10 protein-coding genes are annotated in these 18,435 nt (G+C 75.5%); 4 read left to right on the top strand and 6 right to left on the bottom strand.

Features of this window, described 5'->3' with window-relative positions:
- Positions 1-86: 86 nt before the first annotated feature.
- The gene (gene valS, locus ACO229_RS13590; RefSeq protein WP_397416250.1) at positions 87-2,852 is read right to left on the bottom strand and encodes a valine--tRNA ligase; all 2,766 of its coding nucleotides are present in this window, start codon (positions 2,850-2,852) and stop codon (positions 87-89) included.
- A gap of 109 nt (positions 2,853-2,961) precedes the next feature.
- Positions 2,962-6,567: an ATP-binding cassette domain-containing protein gene (locus tag ACO229_RS13585; protein WP_423461763.1), complete on the bottom strand. Its 3,606-nt coding sequence runs from the start codon at positions 6,565-6,567 to the stop codon at positions 2,962-2,964.
- A 107-nt stretch (positions 6,568-6,674) separates the two neighbouring features.
- On the opposite strand from ACO229_RS13585, the gene ACO229_RS13580 reads away from it, so the two are divergent.
- The 3 genes from ACO229_RS13580 to ACO229_RS13570 all read left to right on the top strand — a co-directional run bounded on the left by ACO229_RS13580 (position 6,675) and on the right by ACO229_RS13570 (position 9,384).
- Positions 6,675-7,397 carry a DUF6597 domain-containing transcriptional factor gene (locus tag ACO229_RS13580; protein WP_423461762.1) on the top strand — a complete coding sequence of 241 codons (723 nt, stop codon included), beginning with the start codon at positions 6,675-6,677 and terminating at the stop codon, positions 7,395-7,397.
- A gap of 10 nt (positions 7,398-7,407) precedes the next feature.
- Positions 7,408-8,283 carry a hypothetical protein gene (locus tag ACO229_RS13575; protein WP_423461761.1) on the top strand — a complete coding sequence of 292 codons (876 nt, stop codon included), beginning with the start codon at positions 7,408-7,410 and terminating at the stop codon, positions 8,281-8,283.
- Positions 8,284-8,391: 108 nt separating this feature from the next.
- The gene (locus tag ACO229_RS13570; RefSeq protein WP_423461760.1) at positions 8,392-9,384 is read left to right on the top strand and encodes a TIGR03557 family F420-dependent LLM class oxidoreductase; all 993 of its coding nucleotides are present in this window, start codon (positions 8,392-8,394) and stop codon (positions 9,382-9,384) included.
- Positions 9,385-9,402: 18 nt separating this feature from the next.
- Here the strand turns inward: ACO229_RS13570 and ACO229_RS13565 are convergent, their stop codons facing one another.
- The gene (locus ACO229_RS13565) at positions 9,403-10,875 is read right to left on the bottom strand and encodes a serine/threonine-protein kinase (RefSeq protein WP_423461759.1); all 1,473 of its coding nucleotides are present in this window, start codon (positions 10,873-10,875) and stop codon (positions 9,403-9,405) included.
- Between the two features lie 153 nt (positions 10,876-11,028).
- On the opposite strand from ACO229_RS13565, the gene cofE reads away from it, so the two are divergent.
- The gene (gene cofE, locus ACO229_RS13560; protein WP_423461758.1) at positions 11,029-11,832 is read left to right on the top strand and encodes a coenzyme F420-0:L-glutamate ligase; all 804 of its coding nucleotides are present in this window, start codon (positions 11,029-11,031) and stop codon (positions 11,830-11,832) included.
- Positions 11,833-11,980: 148 nt separating this feature from the next.
- Here the strand turns inward: cofE and ACO229_RS13555 are convergent, their stop codons facing one another.
- The 3 genes from ACO229_RS13555 to ACO229_RS13545 are packed head-to-tail and all read right to left on the bottom strand — an operon-like array spanning position 11,981 to position 18,344.
- Positions 11,981-16,129 carry an ATP-binding protein gene (locus ACO229_RS13555; RefSeq protein ID WP_423461757.1) on the bottom strand — a complete coding sequence of 1,383 codons (4,149 nt, stop codon included), beginning with the start codon at positions 16,127-16,129 and terminating at the stop codon, positions 11,981-11,983.
- The gene (locus ACO229_RS13550) at positions 16,129-16,830 is read right to left on the bottom strand and encodes a DUF4194 domain-containing protein (protein WP_397416232.1); all 702 of its coding nucleotides are present in this window, start codon (positions 16,828-16,830) and stop codon (positions 16,129-16,131) included. Before ACO229_RS13550 ends, ACO229_RS13555 begins: the two co-directional genes overlap by 1 nt.
- Complete coding sequence (locus ACO229_RS13545; protein ID WP_423461756.1) at positions 16,827-18,344, bottom strand: DUF3375 domain-containing protein; 1,518 nt, start codon at positions 18,342-18,344, stop codon at positions 16,827-16,829. Before ACO229_RS13545 ends, ACO229_RS13550 begins: the two co-directional genes overlap by 4 nt.
- Positions 18,345-18,435: the final 91 nt, after the last annotated feature.

Here is an 18,435-nt window from a genome sequence, read left to right as displayed (position 1 = left end):
ACGGGGCCGGGACGCCGATCGGCGTCCCGGCCCCCGTTCTGCCTCGCCACAGTTCTCCTTCGGCACCGTCTGGTGCCGCGTGGGGATCAGCCCTTGTTGCGGGGCGGAGCCTCGCCCAGCTCGCTGGAGGTCACGACCATGCCACCCTGGACGGCCGGGTCGCCCTGGCCCTCCGTCGCGGTCACCAGCTCGAGCGGGCCGGTGACGCGTCCCGCAGCCTTGACGTCCTCGACCGCCGTCTCGACGGCGGCCAGCGACGCGGCCGGCACGGCCAGCGACGCGGCCACGATCGGCGTGCGCATGGATGCCTTGGCCTCGGACTTCACCTTGCGCAGCGCCGCGAGGGCGTGCCCTGCGGCGGCGAGGTCGGCCGGGTCGGCGTCGCCGCCTGCCGCGCGCAGCGGCTCGGCCACGGGCCACGGGGCGCGGTGCACCGAACCCTCGCGCCACCAGGACCAGACCTCCTCCGTGGCGAACGGGAGGTAGGGCGCCAGCAGACGCAGCATGGTGTCGAGCGCGATCGCCAGCGCCGTGCGGGCCGACGTCGTCTCCGCGGAGACGTCCGCCGCGTCCGCGCCCGCGCCGTACGCGCGGTCCTTGACGAGCTCGAGGTAGTCGTCGCAGAACGTCCAGAAGAACGTCTCCGTGAGCTCCAGCGCCCGGGTGTGGTCGTAGGTCTCGAGCGCGGCCGTGGCCTGCTCGACCACGCCGGCCAGACCCGCGAGCATCGAGCGGTCCAGGGAGACCGTGACCGCTGCCGGGTCGAGCGTGATCTCGCTGCCCGCGCCGCCGCCGAACGACAGCGCGAACTTCGAGGCGTTGAGGACCTTGATCGCCAGGCGGCGGCCGATCTTCATCTGGCCGATCTCGAACGCCGCGTCGGTGCCCAGGCGCGCCGAGGCCGCCCAGTACCGCACCGCGTCGGAGCCGTGCTCCACGAGCAGGTCCATGGGCGTGACCACGTTGCCCTTGGACTTCGACATCTTCTTGCGGTCCGGGTCGAGGATCCAACCGCTGATGGTCGCGTTCTTCCAGGGCAGCACCTTGTTCTCCAGGTGCGAGCGCACCACGGTGGAGAACAGCCAGGTGCGGATGATGTCCTGCCCCTGCGGGCGCAGGTCCATCGGGTAGACGCGCTCGAAGAGGTCGTTGTCGCGCTCCCAGCCCGACACGATCTGCGGCGTCAGGGAGGACGTGGCCCAGGTGTCCATGACGTCGGCGTCGCCGACGAATCCCCCGGCCTGGCCGCGCTGCTCCTCGGTGTACCCGGCAGGCGCCTGCGACGTCGGGTCGACCGGGAGGGTCTCCTCGGCGGGCACGATCGGGTGGTCGTAGTCGACCTCACCGTTCGCGGTCACCGGGTACCACAGCGGGATCGCGACGCCGAAGAACCGCTGGCGGCTGACCAGCCAGTCGCCGTTGAGGCCGTTGACCCAGTTCTCGTACCGCACCCGCATGAAGTCGGGGTGGAAGTCGAGCTCCTTGCCACGGCCCAGCAGCTCCTCGCGGAGCGCCTCGTCGCGGCCGCCGTTGCGGATGTACCACTGGCGCGAGGTCACGATCTCGAGGGGCTTGTCGCCCTTCTCGAAGAAGTTGGCCTTGCGCTGCGTGGCGACCGGCTCCGTCGGCATGTCGCCCGAGGCGGCAAGGGCCTCGACGATCGCCTTGCGGGCGCTGAACGTGGTCTTGCCGGCCACCTCGGTCTCGAAGAGCTCGACGCCGGGACCCTCGGGGAGCCACTCCGGCACCTCGCGCGTGATGCGGCCGTCGCGGTTGATGATCGACCGCGTCGGGAGCTGCAGCTCGCGCCACCACTGGACGTCGGTCAGGTCGCCGAAGGTGCAGCACATCGCGATGCCGGCGCCCTTGTCGGGCTCGGCCAGGTGGTGTGCGAGCACCGGGACCTCGACGCCGAACAGCGGTGAGGTCACCGTGGTGCCGAACAGGTGCTGGTAGCGCTCGTCGTCCGGGTGGGCGATGAGGGCGACGGCCGCGGGGATGAGCTCCGGCCGCGTGGTCTCGATGTAGACGGGCTCGCCGTCGGCCTTGTGGAACGCGACCTTGTGGAAGTGGCCCGGGTAGTCGCGTGCCTCCAGCTCGGCCTGCGCCACCGCGGTCTGGAACGTGACGTCCCACAGGCCGGGGGCCTCGGCCTGGTAGGCCTCGCCGCGCTGGAGGTTGCGCACGAACGCCCGCTGCGCGGTGGCACGGGAGGAGTCACCGATGGTCTGGTACGTCTGGGCCCAGTCCACCGAGATGCCGAGGCGCCGCCACAGCTCCTCGAACTGCTTCTCGTCCTCGGCCGTCAGGCGCTCGCACAGCTCGACGAAGTTGCGCCGGCTCACCGGCACCTGGTCCGCGGCCTTGACGTTCTTGTCCGTGCCCTCGAACGGCGGCGTGAAGTCCGGGTCGTACGGCAGCGACAGGTCCACGCGCACGCCGTAGTAGTTCTGCACGCGGCGCTCGGTCGGCAGGCCGTTGTCGTCCCAGCCCATGGGGTAGAAGACCTCGAGCCCGCGCATGCGCTTGTAGCGCGCCACGATGTCGGTGTGCGTGTAGCTGAACACGTGTCCCACGTGCAGGGAGCCGGACGCCGTGGGCGGCGGGGTGTCGATCGAGTAGATCTCGTCGCGGGTCCTGGTGCGGTCGAACGCGAAGGTGCGCTCGGCGCTCCACCGCTCGTCGAACTTCGTCTCCAGGCCGTCCGTGCTGACCTTGTCCGGTACCGCCTTGACCACCGCGCGTACGACGTCGCTGCCCGGTACCGCGGTGGCGGCGTGGGTCGGTGTCGTGTCAGGTGCGGGTGTGGTCGCAGCCGGGTCCGTCGGCCCGGAGGAGGCGGGAATGCTCATGCGCACCAGTGTCCCAGATCCGAGCAAGCCGAGCGGCACGTCGTCCACAGGTCAGGCGGGGGCAGACGAGGGCTCGCGCAGGCCTCCTCGACCGGGCTCGGTCGCTCGCTCAGCCGGCCAGGTGCGACCACCGCGGGGCCAGGTCGGCCCAGGGCCCGACGGCGACCATCCGGCCGCCGTCGACCACCACGACCCGGTCGGCCGCGGCGAGGGTCGCCGTGCGTGACGTCGTGCCCAGCACCGTGGCGCCGGCCCGGCGCAGGCCCGCCCACACCTCGGCCTCGGTGACGGCGTCGAGGGCCGAGGAGACGTCGTCCACGAGCAGCAGGTCGGAGCCGGTGGCCAGCGCCCGCGCGAGGCCGAGGCGCTGGACCTGACCGCCCGAGAGCCGCAGGCCGCGGTGCCCCACGACGGTCCCGGTGCCGCCCGCCTCGGCGACGTCCCGGTCGAGTCCCGCCGACCGGAGCGGGCCGTCGAGGGGCCGGTCGTGGTCGAGCCGCACGTTGTCCGCCAGCGTGCCGGAGACGACGTGCGGCACCTGCGCGATGTGCGCCACTCGCGGCGGGCGCAGGAACGTCTCCGGGTCGTCCACGACGGTGCCGTTCCAGGTCACCCGTCCGTCGACGTCGACCAGACCGGACAGCGCCCCCAGCAGCGACGACTTGCCCGCGCCGACGCGTCCGACCACCAGCACCAGCTCGCCGCGGCGCACGGTCAGGTCCACGCCGCGCACGCCCACCGTGCCGTCGTCGTGGACGGCGCTCACGTCGTGGAGGCGCAGCTCGTGCAGGGGAGCGGCGCGGTCCGGCACGGGGGCGGGGTGCGTGCCGCCCGGCACGACGGTGCCGGTGAACAGGTCGACGTCGCCGGGTACGTCCGCGAGGCGTGCCGTGCCGGCGTACCGGGCCGTGACGTCCACCCAGCGGCGTGCGGCCGCACCGCTCGTGACGAGCTGACCCAGCCCGTACCCGATCCAGCTGAACGTTCCGATCGACGTGCTGACCAGGAGCGTCGTGGCCAGGGACCACGTACCGCCCAGGTGCAGCGTCCACGCCAGGACGGTGGCGGCCCGGCTCAGCACGGACGGGGCCAGCCCGACGAGGAATCCGGTGCGTTCCTCGCGCAGCGACGACTCCACGCGCCGGCCGTCCACGCGGGCCACCTGACCGAGCACGCCGTCCGTGGCCGCCGTGAGCTTGACGGTGCGCACGGCGTCCAGGGCTGATCCCAGCAGCCGGCCGAGCTCGGCGGCCGCGTCGCCCGCCTGCCGGGCCGCGGCCGCGACGTAGCGGCTGCCCAGGACCTGGGCGGCGAACATCACCGTCGCCATCGCCAGCCCGATCGCCCCGGCCAGCAGGCTGTCGCTGAGCACGACGAGCAGGGCCAGCGTGAACGGCGCCGTGAGCAGCTCCCGCCAGGCCTGGGTGTGTCCCGTCAGGCGGTACTCCTCCTGGGCGCGCGCGGCGATCTCGCCGGGAGCGTCGCGGACGGTGCGCCGCTGGGCCGTCTGCCCCCGCAACAGGGACAGCCGCAGCCTCAGCCGCGAGTCGGCCCACCACCGGGCGCTCGTCAGCCGGACGGTCCAGGGCAGCAGGGTGTTGGCCAGGACCGCCGCGAGGACGGCGCACGCCAGCAGCCAGGGCGCGGAGCCCTGCTCGAGGTCGACCACGAGGGCCGCCCACAGCCACCCGACGACCAGGCCGGTCGAGGTGAGGTAGTCCGTCAGCTCCCACACCACGGCAGGGAGCAGCAGGCCGGACGGCCGCGCGCGCAACGTGCTCCACACGGCGCGGCCCAGCGGACGGCGGGGGAGGTGCGACCGCTCCCGGGGCGTGCGGGACGGTGCACGGTCGGCGGCCGCTGGCGCCGCTCCCTCCGGCGGCATGTCCTGCACCGAGCGCAGGGGCACGGCGAGTGCCCGACCCGTGCCCCTCGCCGCCGTGTTCGCCGTTGTGTCGTCCGTCGCCGTGTCGTCCGCTGCTCCGCCCCCGCCGGTCCCCGCCGCCGTCAGCAACCGTGCGAAGGCGCCGCCGGAGGCCGCCAGCGTGTCCCAGGGTCCGTGCTCCACGAGCCGGCCGGCGTCGAGCACCGCCACGGCGTCGGCGTGCCGTGCGGTGGTCAGCCGGTGCGCCACGACGATCGCCGTGCGCCCGGACAGGAGCGCCCGTGACGCCAGGGTGACCCGTTCCGCCGTCGCCGGGTCCATGCGTGCGGTGGCCTCGTCGAGCACGACCACCTCGACGTCGCGCACCAGGAGCCGGGCGAAGGCGACGAGCTGTTCCTCGCCGGCGGATAGGGTGACGCCGTCAGGCCCCAGGCGGGTGTCCAGGCCGTCGGGGAGCGACGCCACCCATGCGGCCAGCCCGAGCGCCTGCATCGCCCGCTCGACCCGTTCCGGCGGGACGGGGCCCCAGAGCGTGATGTTGTCGGAGAGCGTCGCGGCCAGTATCTCGGTGCGCTGCCCGACGACCCCCACACGGGTACGCAGCTCGCCCAGGTCGAGGCCCGTGACGTCCTGACCGTGCAGCAGCACTGTCCCGGCGGGCGGCTCGACAGCGCGGCTCAGCGTCTTGGTCAGCGTGGTCTTGCCCGACCCCGTGCGGCCGACCAGGGCGCAGGTGGTGCCAGCCGGGACGGTCAGGTTCAACGGACCGAGCGTGAAGCCCTCGCCGTACGCGAAGGTCAGGTCGCGCAGCTCCACGTCGACCCCGCCCTCCCGGACGGGGAACCCCGCACCACCCGAGGGCTCCTGCGGTGCGGCCAGGAGGTCGCGGACCCGCTGGAAGGTGCCGATCGCCTCCTCGACGCGCGGCAGGAGCCGGCCCAGGACGTCCACCCGGCCCACGAACCCCGTGACCAGCAGCCACAGCGTGACCAGGCGGGCGATGTCGAGCGCACCCCCGGAGACCGCCCACACCCCGCCCACGAGCACCGCTCCCACCAGGGCGTCGAGCGGCAGCTCCGTGCGCAGCCGCACCCGGGAGAACGTGACCGACCACTCCTCCCGCAACCTGATCTGGCGGGCGGCCAGCTCGGCGTACCGGCGCAGCACGTACCGCTGGCCGTGGGCCGTGCGCAGGTCGTCCCGCGCGGCCACCGCCTCCTCGAACTGCGCCATGTGGTCGGAGCCGGCCTCCGAGCTGCGGCGGCTCAGCTCTCGCAGAGGCCGTGCCGAACGCCGGGCGAGCAGCAGCACCAGTGCCGCGACCAGAGGGAACGCGATCCACGCCGGCCACCAGACGAGGCCCGCGGTGACCCAGCCGACCACGAGGCTGATGCCTGCCTGGCCGAGCGTGATGCCGATCCCGCTGATCGCTCGGGTCAGCCGCTCGGGATCGCCGTTGACCCGGTCCAGGAGCTCGCCCACCGCCTGCTCCTCCAGCGCGGGCAGGGGCTGTCCCAGGACAGCCGCGGCGAGGTCGGTGCGCAGCGTGGCCTCGGCGCGGGCCGCGGCCCGCTGCACCACCAGCCACGTCACCGCGTCCAGCACGACGACGACCGCGCTGACCACCGCGAGGGCGATCAGGGTGTCCCGCGCAGGGTCCGCCGCCATGCGCCCCGTGACCACCGCCGCGTACGCCGAGGCCCCGGCCGCCAGCAGCGCGGCCGGGACCGCGACGGCGGCGACCCGCAGCGCACGCCGGCGCCACGGTGCGTGGCGCCGGTCGCGAGGCAGGCGGGTTCGGCGGCTCGGACGAGCCGGGAGGCGGGGCATGGCACGACCTTGCCACCCGCCACTGACATTCACCCCGGCCCGCAGGATCCGTACCTCGCCGCCGGGCACCACCCGGGGTGTCGGTGGTCCCGCGTAGCGTGGTTGCCATGACCGCATACCGTGAGCTCGCGCCGCCGGCCGGCCTCCTGCCGGTCGTGGCCTGCCTCTGGGAGCACGACGTGCCGCCGGGCCACGAGCAGCGCGTCATCCCGGACGGCTGCGTGGACCTGGTCCGGCTCGACGGCGAGCTGGTGGTCGTCGGCGCCGACACCGGTCCCGTCGTCGTCGCCGCGGCCGCCGACCCGGCGGCGTCGCGCACCAGTGGCATCCGGCTCCGGCCCGGAGCGGCAGGCGCCGTCCTCGGCATCCCGGCGTCGGAGGTGCGTGACCAGCGCGTCCCGCTCGCCCAGGTCTGGCCCGGCGCCGGTGCGGCACTCGCCGAGGCGCTCGACGCGGCGGACCCCGCCGGCCGGCTCGACCTGCTCGCACGCGCGGTGCTGCGGCGCAGGGCGGAACGGGACGGCCTGGTCGCGGCCGCCGCACGCCGGCTCGGGCTGCCCGGCGCGCGCATCTCCGGCGTCGCCGCCGACCTCGGGGTCAGCGAGCGGCACCTGCACCGCCGCACCGTGGACGCCGTCGGGTACGGACCCAAGACGCTCGGGCGGGTGGCCCGCCTGCGCCGGCTGATCGGCGGCGGGCCGGCGCCCCTGGCGGAGCGGGCGCTCGCGGCCGGATACGCCAGTCAGGCGCACATGAGCGACGAGGTGCGTCGTCTGACAGGCTTCACGGCGGTCCGATTCCTGGAAGACGCCGTGCTGACCGCCGCCTAGCGTCGGCACCATGAGCACACCGACGACGATCGACATCGACGCGGCCCGGCGGTTCGTCTACGCGGACGCCCGGCTCCTGGAGCGGCACCGTCTCGCCACGCTGTTCGACGGCGCGCCGGCCGCCCCCGTCCTGGACGCGCTGCGCCCCTACCGGAACGACGACGGCGGCTGGGGCCACGCCCTCGAACCCGATCTGCGGGGGCCCGACAGCCAGGTCTCCGGCGCGATGTCCGCGCTTGCGGTGCTGGCCGAGCTGGGCGTCGCCGCCGACCCCGAGGTGGCACGCCTGGCCACCGAGACCGCGGACTGGCTGGCCGGCGTCGCGCTCGCGGACGGCCGCGTGCCGCACGTGCTGCCGACTGCCGCCGCCTATCCCGCGGCGCCGTGGATGCAACCGAACGACGGCGGCATGCTGACGTTCGCCGTCGCCGCGCACCTCTGGGAGCTGGGGGTGGAGCACGAGTGGCTCGACGCGGCCACGGCGTGGTGCTGGGGGCAGCTCGACGGCGACGCACCGGTGGGCGGCTACACGGTCAAGTTCGCCGTCGACTTCCTCGACGCCGTGCCCGAGCCGGACCGGGCCGCGGCCGCCGTCGAGCGGCTGCGCCCGGCCCTGCGCGAGGACGGGACGATCCGCGTGGAGGGCGGGCAGGACGACGAGCAGCTCACGCCGCTGATCATCTCGCCCCGCCCCGGCACACCCAGCCGTGCCCTGTTCACCGAGGCGCAGATCGCCGGGGAGCTGGAGCGGATCGAGGGGGAACAGCTCGCCGACGGCGGCTGGGACTTCGACTTCCTGCACTGGTCACCGGGGCAGTCCGTGGAGTGGCGCGGCATCGTCACGCTCGGTGCCCTGCAGACGCTCCGGCTGCACGGCCGGCTGTGACCCCGTGCCGGACGCCCAGGTCACGGGCGTGACCTGGGCGCCCGACACGGCGGTGTCCGGTGCGCAGCCCGAGGCCGGGGCGCCCGGGGTGCCGCATAGGCTGGGCGCGTGGTGAACATCGGGTATGCCGCGATGCTGGAGCAGTTCGCGCCGCGCGAGGCGGTCGAGCTGGCGGCGTTCGCGGAGGCGCACGGCTTCTCCGGCGTCATGGCCGCCGACCACTTCCAGCCCTGGACCCCGCAGCAGGGCCAGGCGGGCTTCGTGTGGAACGTGCTGGCCGCGGCGGCCGAGCACACGACGGGCGACCTCGGGCCCGTGACGGCGCCGACGTTCCGCTGGCACCCCGCCGTGGTGGCCCAGGCGTCGGCGACGCTGGCGGCGATGAACCCGGGCCGGCACTGGCTCGGAGTGGGCTCGGGGGAGGCCCTCAACGAGCACGTCGTGGGCGGCTACTGGCCCGAGGCAGCGGAACGCATCAACCGCATGTTCGAGGCCGTCGAGATCATCCGGAAGCTGTTCACCGGCTCGCTGGCCGGGCGGGACGTGAAGCACGCGGGCACCTACTTCAAGCTGGAGTCGACGCGCCTGTGGACCATGCCGGACGCCGCCCCCGAGATCCTCGTCGCCACGGCGGGCCCGGTCACGGCCCGTCGCGCCGGGCGGACGGCGGACGGGCTGATCACGCAGGCCGCGCCGCTGGAACGGATGTCCACCCTGCTCAGCCGGTTCGCCGACGGTGCCCGCGAGGCGGGCCGTGACCCGGCGCGGATGCCCAAGGCGCTCCAGCTCCACCTGTCCTGGGCACCCACGCAGGAGGAGGCCGTCGCCAACGCGCTGACGGAGTGGCCGGTGGGCGGCATGCGGTTCCCGCGGTCCGACATCCGGTCGCCGCACGACTTCGCGCAGCTCGCCCGCATGGTGCGCCCTGAGGACTTCGAGGGGCGGGTGCTGGTGTCGGCCGACCCGGACGAGCACCGGGCCTCGCTCCAGCGCTACGTGGACCTGGGCTTCGACCGCATCTACCTGCACAACGTGGGGCGCAACCAGCGCGAGTGGATCGAGACGTTCGGCCGCGAGGTGCTGCCCAAGCTGGTGCGGTGAGCTCGCCTCGCCACACGGTCACACCGTGGCGGACCAGTACCCGCCGTAGCCGTCCTCGTGCCGCAGCTCGACGGCGGCGAGCGGCCCGACGTCGGGCAGCGTGACGGTGACCGCGACGGCCGACCGGTCCGCCAGCGGACCGCGCGTCCAGAACGTGTCCCGGGCCGTCGCGTTCCCGGCGACGGCCTCCGCGACGGTCCCGTCCTGCCCGACCGCGGCGACGCGCAACCACTCGTGCGGCACCGGGTGGCCCCACCTGTCCGAGCCGGTCCGGTCGCACGCGATCGAGAGCGTGACCTGCCGCCCTCGCACCCCGGCCACGCCCGCGACCCAGCACGAGCCGTCGCCGAGCCGCAGGGTGTGACCCGGCGGCCACGGGTGGTCCAGGCTCCCGTCGGCGATCGCCACGCTCTGGCTGCCCGGCACGGGCGGCTGCGACGGCAGGGGCGACGTGCTCTGCGGTGGCGCGGTGTCGTCGGTCACGGTCGTGCCCGGGCCGTCGCGCACGTCGTCGGCCAGCGAGTACCAGACGCCGGCCACCGTCCCGCCCAGGAGCACCGTCGTCACGGCCCCGGCGGTCAGTGCGACGCGCGACCACCGGGGACGGCGCAGCGGGCCGTCCCGTCGCGTGGACGGCAGGAGGCCCGGTCCCAGCACGGGCAGGGTGGCCAGGGCCGACTGGTCGGGCACCCCGAGCGAGCGCAGGATCGCGTCCAGCGACGGCCGGCGCTCCGGCTCGCGGACCAGGCACGCGTCGAGGAACGGGCGGAGGTACCCGGGCGCGTCGTCGTACGACGGGTCCTGCGCCGAGACGCGGTACAGGACCACGGCGGGGTGGTCACCCTCGTAGAGGTGGTGGCCCGTCGCCGCGTAGTACGCCAGCGCGCCCAGCGCCCAGACGTCGGCGGCCGACGTCGCGCGGTTGCCCGCCGCCTGCTCGGGGGCCATGTACATGGGGGTGCCGACGGGTTGCCCGGTCATCGTCACCCGCGTCGCGTCGGTCGTGGCGACCACGCCCAGGTCGATCAGCCGCGGCCCGTCGGGGCCGAGGATCACGTTGCCCGGCTTGACGTCACGATGCACCAGGTTCGCGCGGTGGATCGCCAGCAGCGCCTCGGCCACGCCGCGGACCAGCTCCAGGACCGCGGCCTCGGCGAGGGGACCGTCCGCGGCGAGCGACTGGGAGAGCGTCGGCCCGGGGACGTACTCGGTGGCGAGCCACGGCAGCTCGGCGTCGGGATCGGCGTCCACCAGGTTGGCGATGTGCCGGCTGCGGACCGTGCCGACAGCGCGTACCTCGCGCCGGAATCGGGCACGGAACTCGTCGTCGTGCAGGGCGGCGCCCCGGATCAGCTTGATGGCGACCTGCCGGCCGCGCCGGCCGGTGCCGAGGTAGACGTCGCCCATGCCGCCGCTGCCCAGGCGGGCCCGGACACGGAACGGGCCGATCGTGCGTGGCTCGCCGGACCGGAGCGCTGCGGGCTCGGGCATCGACGAGGTCCGCAAGGGCGGATCCTGCACCACGAACGTTCCCCCTGTCGGTCACGGTCGACGCGAGAGATCTCGCGAACCGGACAAATTCGGCTTTTGCCCCGGGAACGATATCGCACCGGTCCCCGCCGTCGCTGGTGTGAGGATGGTCCCGTGGAACGACTCAGTGTCTGGGCCCCCGACGGCCTGCCCGAGATCCGGCCCGGCGACGACCTCGGCGCGCTCGTCGCCGGCCTCCTCGCCGGCCTCGACGACCAGGACCGGCCACGCGACGGCGACGTCGTCGTCGTGACCTCCAAGATCGTGTCCAAGGCGGAAGGCCGGGTGGTCGCCGCCGACGACCGGGAGGCGGCCATCACCGCCGAGACCGTGCGGGTGGTGGCCCGGCGCGAACGGCCCGGGCAGGCCCCGCTGCGGATCGTGGAGAACAAGCTCGGCCTCGTGATGGCCGCGGCAGGGGTGGACGCGAGCAACACCCCGGAGGGCACGGTGCTGCTGCTCCCCGTGGACCCGGACGCCTCGGCCCGGACCATCCGGGCGGCCCTCGTCCAGCGGCTCGGCCTGCGGCGCCTCGGCGTGGTCGTCACCGACACGGCCGGGCGCCCCTGGCGCGACGCGCTGGTGGACATCGCCATCGGCTGCGCGGGGATCGCGCCCACCGACGACCTGCGCGGCAGCACCGACAGCCACGGTCGCCCGCTGAACGTGACCGTCACCGCCGTCGTCGACGAGATCGCCGCCGCGTCGGAGCTGGTCCGCGGCAAGGCGAGCGGGCGCGCGGTCGCCGTCGTGCGCGGCATGACGCACCACGTGACCGACGACGACGGCCCCGGCGCGCGCGTGCTGGTGCGCGGCAGCGCCGACGACCTGTTCCGCGAGGGGTCGGCGGAGGCCTACGCCCGCGGGGTGGCGGACGGGCGGGCCGGCCGGACCGACGACCACCGGGCCGGCGGCTGACGTCCCGGCAGTCTTGCGGTCCGGTGGTCTTGTGGTCCGGGTGGTCTGGCGCGTCCGGCGGCGTGCGAGCTGCCCGGTCCGGCCAGCCGTCCGACTCGGCTCGCCGGTGGGGCGAGCCGGACGGCTGGTGCGTGGACCCGGCGTTGCGTCAGAGGGTCGGGCGGCGCGACATCATGCGGGGTGCGGGCGGGCCGTCCGGGTCCGACGGCGTGACCGTGACGGACCAGTCGGGTTCCGGCTCACCGCCGGCCCCGGTCTCCGTCACCGGCGCGGGGTTCGCGTCGGTGACGGACGCCGACGCCGGGTCAGCCGACGCTGGGTCAGCCGGCGCGGGGGTGGCCGACCCGGTGGTGGCCGGCGCGGGCCCGGCGGGCGCGGGGTCGGCGGGCGTGGGCCCGGCCGGCGGAGCCGACGGCGCGGAGACCGACGTCGGGCCGACCGGTCCGGGTGCCGAGACCGGGGTGGCCGGCCCGGGCGCCGGTGCCGCACCGGGTGCGGCCGCTGCCGACCCCGGGTTGGCCGGAGCCCGTCGTGGTGCCGGTACGGACAGCGGTTCCGGCCGTGGCACGGACGTGCCGTCAGGCCCGGGCGCCGGCGGGGGTGGGGGAGGCGGGGGTGGGACGGCCGGTAGCCCGCGCGCCGGGGTGGCCGCTGCGGCCTCCGCGGACGCCGGCACCGCTCTGGAAGCCTCCGGCCCGACGCCGGACCCCGAACCGGTCCCGGCCCCCGCGACACCGGCCCCCGCGACACCGGCCCCCGCGACACCGGCTGCCGGGACACCGGCTGCCGGGGCGCCACCGCCGGCCACACCACCGCCCGCGACACCACCGCCCGCGACACCAGACCCCCCGCCCGACCCGCCCCGGGTCGCCGAGGGGACCGGCTCGACGTCCGGCAGCGGCGTCTCCAGCAGCACCACGTCCACGCGCGACTCGCGCATCTCACGGCACGTGGCCAGGCCGATGCCGCCCACGTGGTCCTCCAGGGTCTGGAGCAGCTTGAGCGGCGTGGCCAGGATCATGTGGAACCCGAACGCCGCGAACGTGTCCATGGCGGTGCGGGTGAACGCCGTGTCGGCCTTGTCGAACGCCTCGTCCAGCAGGATCGAGCCGTAGGCGGGCGCGGCCGAGTCGGATGCCCCGGCGAGCTGGTAGCGCAGCGCCGCGGCCAGGCAGAACACCACGAGCTTCTGGCGCTGCCCGCCCGACAGGCCGGCGGACGAGTCGTGCACCGCCAGGGCGATGCCGCCGGCCGTGACCTCGACGCCCGTGAAGTGCACGTGCCGGCGGGTGTCGAGGCACAGCGCGCGCCAGGCGCGGTCGGCGGGGTCGCTCGACCCGAGCCGCCGGACCAGGCGCTCCAGCACCTCGTACTCGGGCTCGGCCTCCGCGGTGAGCGTGTCGAGGGTGGCCAGGAACTCCTCCACGGCCGCGGGTCGGCGCTCCTTGACCCGGATCTCCAGGTACCGGTCCGTGTCGAACGGGGAGCGGCGCAGCGAGGCGTTGACGCCGACGATCCGCTCGCGGATGGTGGCGGGCGCCTGCCGGATCTCCGCCGCGAGCTTGCGCAGCGCGCGGCGGGCCTGGTCGGTGAGCAGGTCGGCGAACCGCGCCTCCTGCTCGGGCAGCCGGGAGGTGCGGATGCGTTCGAGCACCTCGAGGTACCGCGAACGGTCACCCACCTGCGCGGTGAGGTCGCGGGTGATGGCGGGCCAGCGGCGGCGGAACTCCGACAGCAGCCCGACGATCTCCCGCTCGGCCGCGGCCGACGAGCGCAGCCCGGCCTCCCGCTCCGCGTCCAGCGTGCGGGACACCGACAGGGAGACGTCGTCGATCACCTCGTGCGTCACCGTCTGGCGCACGGCCGCGTAGCGCTTCTCGAGCTCCTCGCGGTGCGCGAGCGGGATCGCGGTGGTCGGGGCGTCCCCGAGCTCCGCCACCACGCGCTCCAGGGACCGGCGGTGGGCGCGGGCCTCGGCGAGGGCGTCGGCGGCCTCGGCGGCTGCCGCCCGCGCCTGGTCCAGCCGGGTCTCCGCCGCCGCGACGTCCTGCGAGGCCTGGAGCAGGTCCATCGTGCCGTCGAGCAGCCGGTCGAACGACGCCTGCGCGTCGGTCAGGTCGGCCTCGGCGGTCTCGATGTCCACCTCGCGCCACTCGCGCCGGGCCACGTGCCGCAGCGTGAGCTGACGCCGCACGGCCTCCCGCTGCTCGGCGACGGCGTCGGCCACCGCGGCGTCGGCCTGCGCGAGGCGCGCCTGGGTCTCGCGGGCGAGCTCCAGGAGCTGGTCGAGCCGGTCGTCGGCGTCCCAGCCGAGCGCCCAGTCCTCCACCCCGGGCAGCTCCGGCTGCTCGATCTCCTCGGGTCCGTGCTTGACCAGGCCGTCCCGGGTCACGGCACGTTCGTGCAGGTCGAGCCCCGAGGGATCGTCGACGCACAGGTAGTCGTACTGCTCGGACAGGCGCCGGTGCAGCCAGCCCGCCATCGGGCCGTCGGCCACCTCGACCTTGTGCACCAGCGAGGCGTCGTCGGCGGACCGGGGTGCGTCGTTGCGCACACCGACCACGCGGTAGCGCAGGCCGGGACCCGCCGCGACGGCGCCGGCCACGGCGGCCCGGTGGGCCGGGGCCACCAGGACGAGCGTGGCCAACGGCCGCAGCACGGCCTCGATCACGGGGCGCCACTGCTCGTCCTCCTCCCGCACGCGCAGCAGCTCGGCCGCGAACGGCAGCGCGGAGACGTCGAGGCCCGCCTGCTCGGCCACGGCCCGGCGCGCGGCGGCCAGCTCCGCCGGCACGTTCGTCTGGGTCTGCCGCACCGCCTGGATCCGCTGCGCCACGGCCTCGTGCCGCAGCCCGACGGCGGAGCGCGCGGCCAGCGCCTCGCGGATGCCCGCGTCGAGCGCCTCGGGCGCCCGCTGCCGGCTCACGGTGGCGACGGCTCCCGTCACCGCCGGGGTGGCGCCGGTACCGACCGTGGGCGTGGCCCCCGTGGCCACCGCAGGGGTCGCGCCCGTCGTGACGGCGGGCACCGCGCCCGTCAGCGTCGGCACCGCCCCCGTGGCCGGCGGGCGCGTGCCGCCCAGCTCCCACCGGGCCTTCTCCTTGAGCGCCGCGAACTCGGCGAACGTCTCGGGCATGGTCATGCCGACGGACTCCAGGTCCGTGGCCAGCTCCCCGCGCCGCGTGCGGACCAGCGCCGCGATCTCGCCCGCCCGCTGCAGCCGGTCGGCCTGCGTGGCCAGCGCCTGCCCGCCGCGGGCGCCCAGCACGTTCACCGCCTGCTGGTGCGTGTTGGCGGCCACCTCGACCTCGGTGTCCGCGGCCTTGCGGTGGTGCTGCGCGCGCTCCTCGGCCGCCTTCGCCTCGGCCAGCGCGCCGTGGGCCAGGTCCAGCTTCCAGGCGTCCTTGAACGTCTCCAGCGACCCGCGCAGCGTCGCGGCGCGCACCCCGGCCGCCGACCCCTCGTCGTACGCCTTGGTGAGGGCCGCCAGGCGGCTCAGGTGCTCGATCTGGCGGCGCGACGTCTCGATGTCGGCGTACGCGCGCGCCACGTCCGCGAACTGCTCCACGGCCTCGGCCGCCAGGCCGAACGTGCCGGGCTCGTCCAGCATGTGCCCCCGGAACAGGTCGTCCAGGCTGCCCAGGTTCTTCGCCGACTGCGTCCGGTGCAGCAGCACCAGCGCCTGTTCGGAGCCGATGCCCAGCGCCTGCGTGAACGCCGCTGCGAACGGTCCGTGCCGTTCGCTCACCGTCGCCTCCGGCCATGCCGCGGTCACCCCGGCGACGTCGGGGCCGGAGCGGACGTACCGCTCGAAGTCCAGCAGGCCGGCCTCGCCCGGCACGACCACGTGCAGCGTGGACGGCGTCGACGAGCCGCGCGTCAGGTGGAACAGGCGCACCAGCGTCACCACGGAGCCGGGCGCGCCCGTCCCCGAGGAGTAGCGCAGCAGCACACCCGACCACGTGGCTCCCGGGCGCAGGTGGTCGGGTACCACCTCGCCGGTGCTCTCGTCCGTCCGGTGCCGCCACGCGCCGCGCACGTACGAGACGACGTCGCGGTCGCCCGCCTCGCGCTCCGTGGCGCCGGTGCCCGCCGCGGCGGCGTTGAACCGCAGGTGCTCCGGCGGCGTCAGGACGGCGGCCACGGCATCGACCACCGACGACTTGCCCGAGCCCGAGTGGCCCGTCAGGAGAAAGCCCTCGCGCGGCACCGGCACCACGTGGTGCCCGGAGAACGTGCCCCAGTTCACCAGCTCGATGCGCGCCAGGCGCCACTGTCCAGGATGCGGCGACGTCATCAGCTCTCCTTCGCCAGTCGGGCGTACTCGGTGCTCAGGGCTGCCACCTGGTCCGCGCCGAACACGGTCCGCAGCACCGGCGAGACGGCGGCGCGGTCGCCGCCGAGCGGCTCCAGCATGCCCGACTCGACCAGCCGCGCCCACGTCGCGTCAAGCTGCCGGGAGAAGTCCATCGGGGAGGCACCCCCACGCCGCCGGTACGCGCCCAGGTGGTCGGCGGCCTCGTCCCGGCTGATCGCGACCCGGCCGTCCGGCGAGTCCAGCAGCAGACCGCGCAGGTGCAGCAGGAGCGCCGTGTCCAGGAACGTGAGGGCCACCTCGCGCACCACGCGCGGGGCGTCCGGCGCCGGCACGTCGCGCACGAACGCGACCTGCGCGTCGGCGTCCACCACCAGGTCGAGGTACTGGTCGGCGAGGCGCTCGCGGACCACGTCCTCGTTGGTCAGCAGCGCGCGCCACGTGTCGGGGTCGTTCTCGGCCGCGAGGTAGGGACCGCGCACGAGCCGCGCCAGCGCGCGGCGGGCAGGAGCGGGCAGGGTGCCGTGGTCGTCGGGCCACAGGCGGCCCGCCGTCCCCGCGTCGTCGGGCTCCCGGCCGGTGCGACCGGCCGGCGGCGCGGACGATGTCGTGCCGGCCGGCCGGCCCGGGCGTGCCGCGCGGAGGTCGGCCCGGGCGGGTCCGGGCAGGTCGGGTTCTGTCACGGGACACGCTCCTCGAACTGGTGCTGGGGAAGGACGGTCCGGCGGGTGACGCCGCGCGCGGACCGCCAGCTCACGTCCTCGGTGCCGCCCGTGGTCGTGCCGTGCTCCTCGGCGATCGTGAGCAGCCCGACCACGCTCGCCGCGCCCTGGGTGGCCGGGTGCGCGGCCAGCACCGAGGCGACGGTGGCGCGCTCCGCCCGGTCGATCACGTCGTTCACGTGCCCGCGCAGCTCGTCGACGTCGATCTCGGAGTCGCGGGCCATGGCGCGCAGCGCGGTGAGCGAGACGGCACGGGGTGGTGGCGCGGGCGCGGCCTGTGGTGCCTCGGCGTCCTCGACGCCCGGGTTGTGCGGGGCGAGCCCGCCCACGGACCGCGGCGCGACGCTGCCCAGCGGCAGCGTGAGGCGCATCTCGGTGCCGGGTGCGACGTCGGCCGCGGCGGCGAGGGCGGCGTCCTGCGCCTCGCCGAGCAGGCGCCGCAGCGCGCGTTCCGCCGGGAGCTCGCCGGAGCGCACCATCCGCTGGAGCGCGCGGCGCAGGTTCGCCATGGTGTCGGTGAGCTCGTCGGCGGCGTCCTGGAGCGTGGGCAGCAGCCGGCGCAGGGCCGACGCCTCGGCGGGTGCCAGGTGGACCGTGTCGAGCACGCGCCCGACGTCGTCCTGCGCCGTGTGCTCGGCCTGGCGCAGCAGGTCGCGGAAGGCGACCAGGCCGCGGCCCGCCTCGGACTCGGCGAGGTGGTCGACGCCGCGGTAGATGTCGTCCAGGAACGCGTCCCGCGAGCCGTCGGACTCCAGCAGCCGGCGGCGCAGCTCGCGGTCGGTGCGTTCCAGCTCGGTGCGGACCCGGGCCAGGTCGGCGGGGATGTCACCGGCGAGCGCGAGCAGCTCACGGGCGCGCTCGGCGGCGTCGGCCGGCGGCAGGGGCGCCGAGTCGCCGCGGCGGGCGCGCTCGATCCGTGCGTCGAGCTCGGCGCGCTGCTCCAGCAGGGAGGCGAGGCGTGCCTCGGGGTCGGGGTCGGCCTCGTCGGCCAGGGCGTGCAGGCCGCCCAGCACCGCGCCGAGCCGGGAGGGGGTGACGGCGGGATGGGGCCTGCTCAGCCGGGAGACGAAGCGGATGGCGAGCAGGGCGCCGTCGGACAGCTCGACGGTCTCGGTGCCGGCGTCGCCCGGGCCCTGCGGGCCGCGGCGGCGTACCAGCACACCCTCGTCGATCCACTCGGACACGTAGAACCAGCCGGAGTAGGGCAGCTCGAACCCGGCACGCCGGAGCTCGGGCAGGTCGTCGTCGACACGGTCGGCGAGCTGCTCCACGGGCAGCCGGCGGCGGGTGGCGCCGAGGTTGCGGTCCAGCAGGACGACGGCTGCCGCGGCGTTCCTGGACCGCAGCAGCACCCACGCGGGGTGCTCCTGGAGGAGGGCGCGGACGGCGCGTGCCGCCTGGCCGCGGCGCCCCGTCCCGTGCGCGGCGGCCTGCCGGGGCGCGGGGTCGTCGCCCGGTGAGCTCGCAGTACCCATGGGCGCTGAGAGTAGTAGGCGAACGTGTCGGTACGGCACCCCCGCACGAAACATGCGACACGGGCCGCTGTCGATGAGCCGCGACGGGAAT

This window comes from Promicromonospora sp. MS192, assembly GCF_049532985.1.
In the GTDB taxonomy this organism is placed as follows: Bacteria; Actinomycetota; Actinomycetes; order Actinomycetales; family Cellulomonadaceae; genus Promicromonospora.
Note: the sequence above shows the minus strand (reverse complement) of the source record. Positions and strands in the feature narration are given on the sequence as shown.

What these genes read in the sequence shown, in the direction of transcription:
- valS (WP_397416250.1), bottom strand. Translation starts at nt 2,852, where the DNA reads ATGAGCATTCCCGCCTCCTCCGGGCCGACGGACCCGGCTGCGACCACA.
- ACO229_RS13585 (WP_423461763.1), bottom strand. Translation starts at nt 6,567, where the DNA reads ATGCCCCGCCTCCCGGCTCGTCCGAGCCGCCGAACCCGCCTGCCTCGC.
- ACO229_RS13580 (WP_423461762.1), top strand. Translation starts at nt 6,675, where the DNA reads ATGACCGCATACCGTGAGCTCGCGCCGCCGGCCGGCCTCCTGCCGGTC.
- ACO229_RS13575 (WP_423461761.1), top strand. Translation starts at nt 7,408, where the DNA reads ATGAGCACACCGACGACGATCGACATCGACGCGGCCCGGCGGTTCGTC.
- ACO229_RS13565 (WP_423461759.1), bottom strand. Translation starts at nt 10,875, where the DNA reads ATGCCCGAGCCCGCAGCGCTCCGGTCCGGCGAGCCACGCACGATCGGC.
- ACO229_RS13555 (WP_423461757.1), bottom strand. Translation starts at nt 16,129, where the DNA reads ATGACGTCGCCGCATCCTGGACAGTGGCGCCTGGCGCGCATCGAGCTG.
- ACO229_RS13545 (WP_423461756.1), bottom strand. Translation starts at nt 18,344, where the DNA reads ATGGGTACTGCGAGCTCACCGGGCGACGACCCCGCGCCCCGGCAGGCC.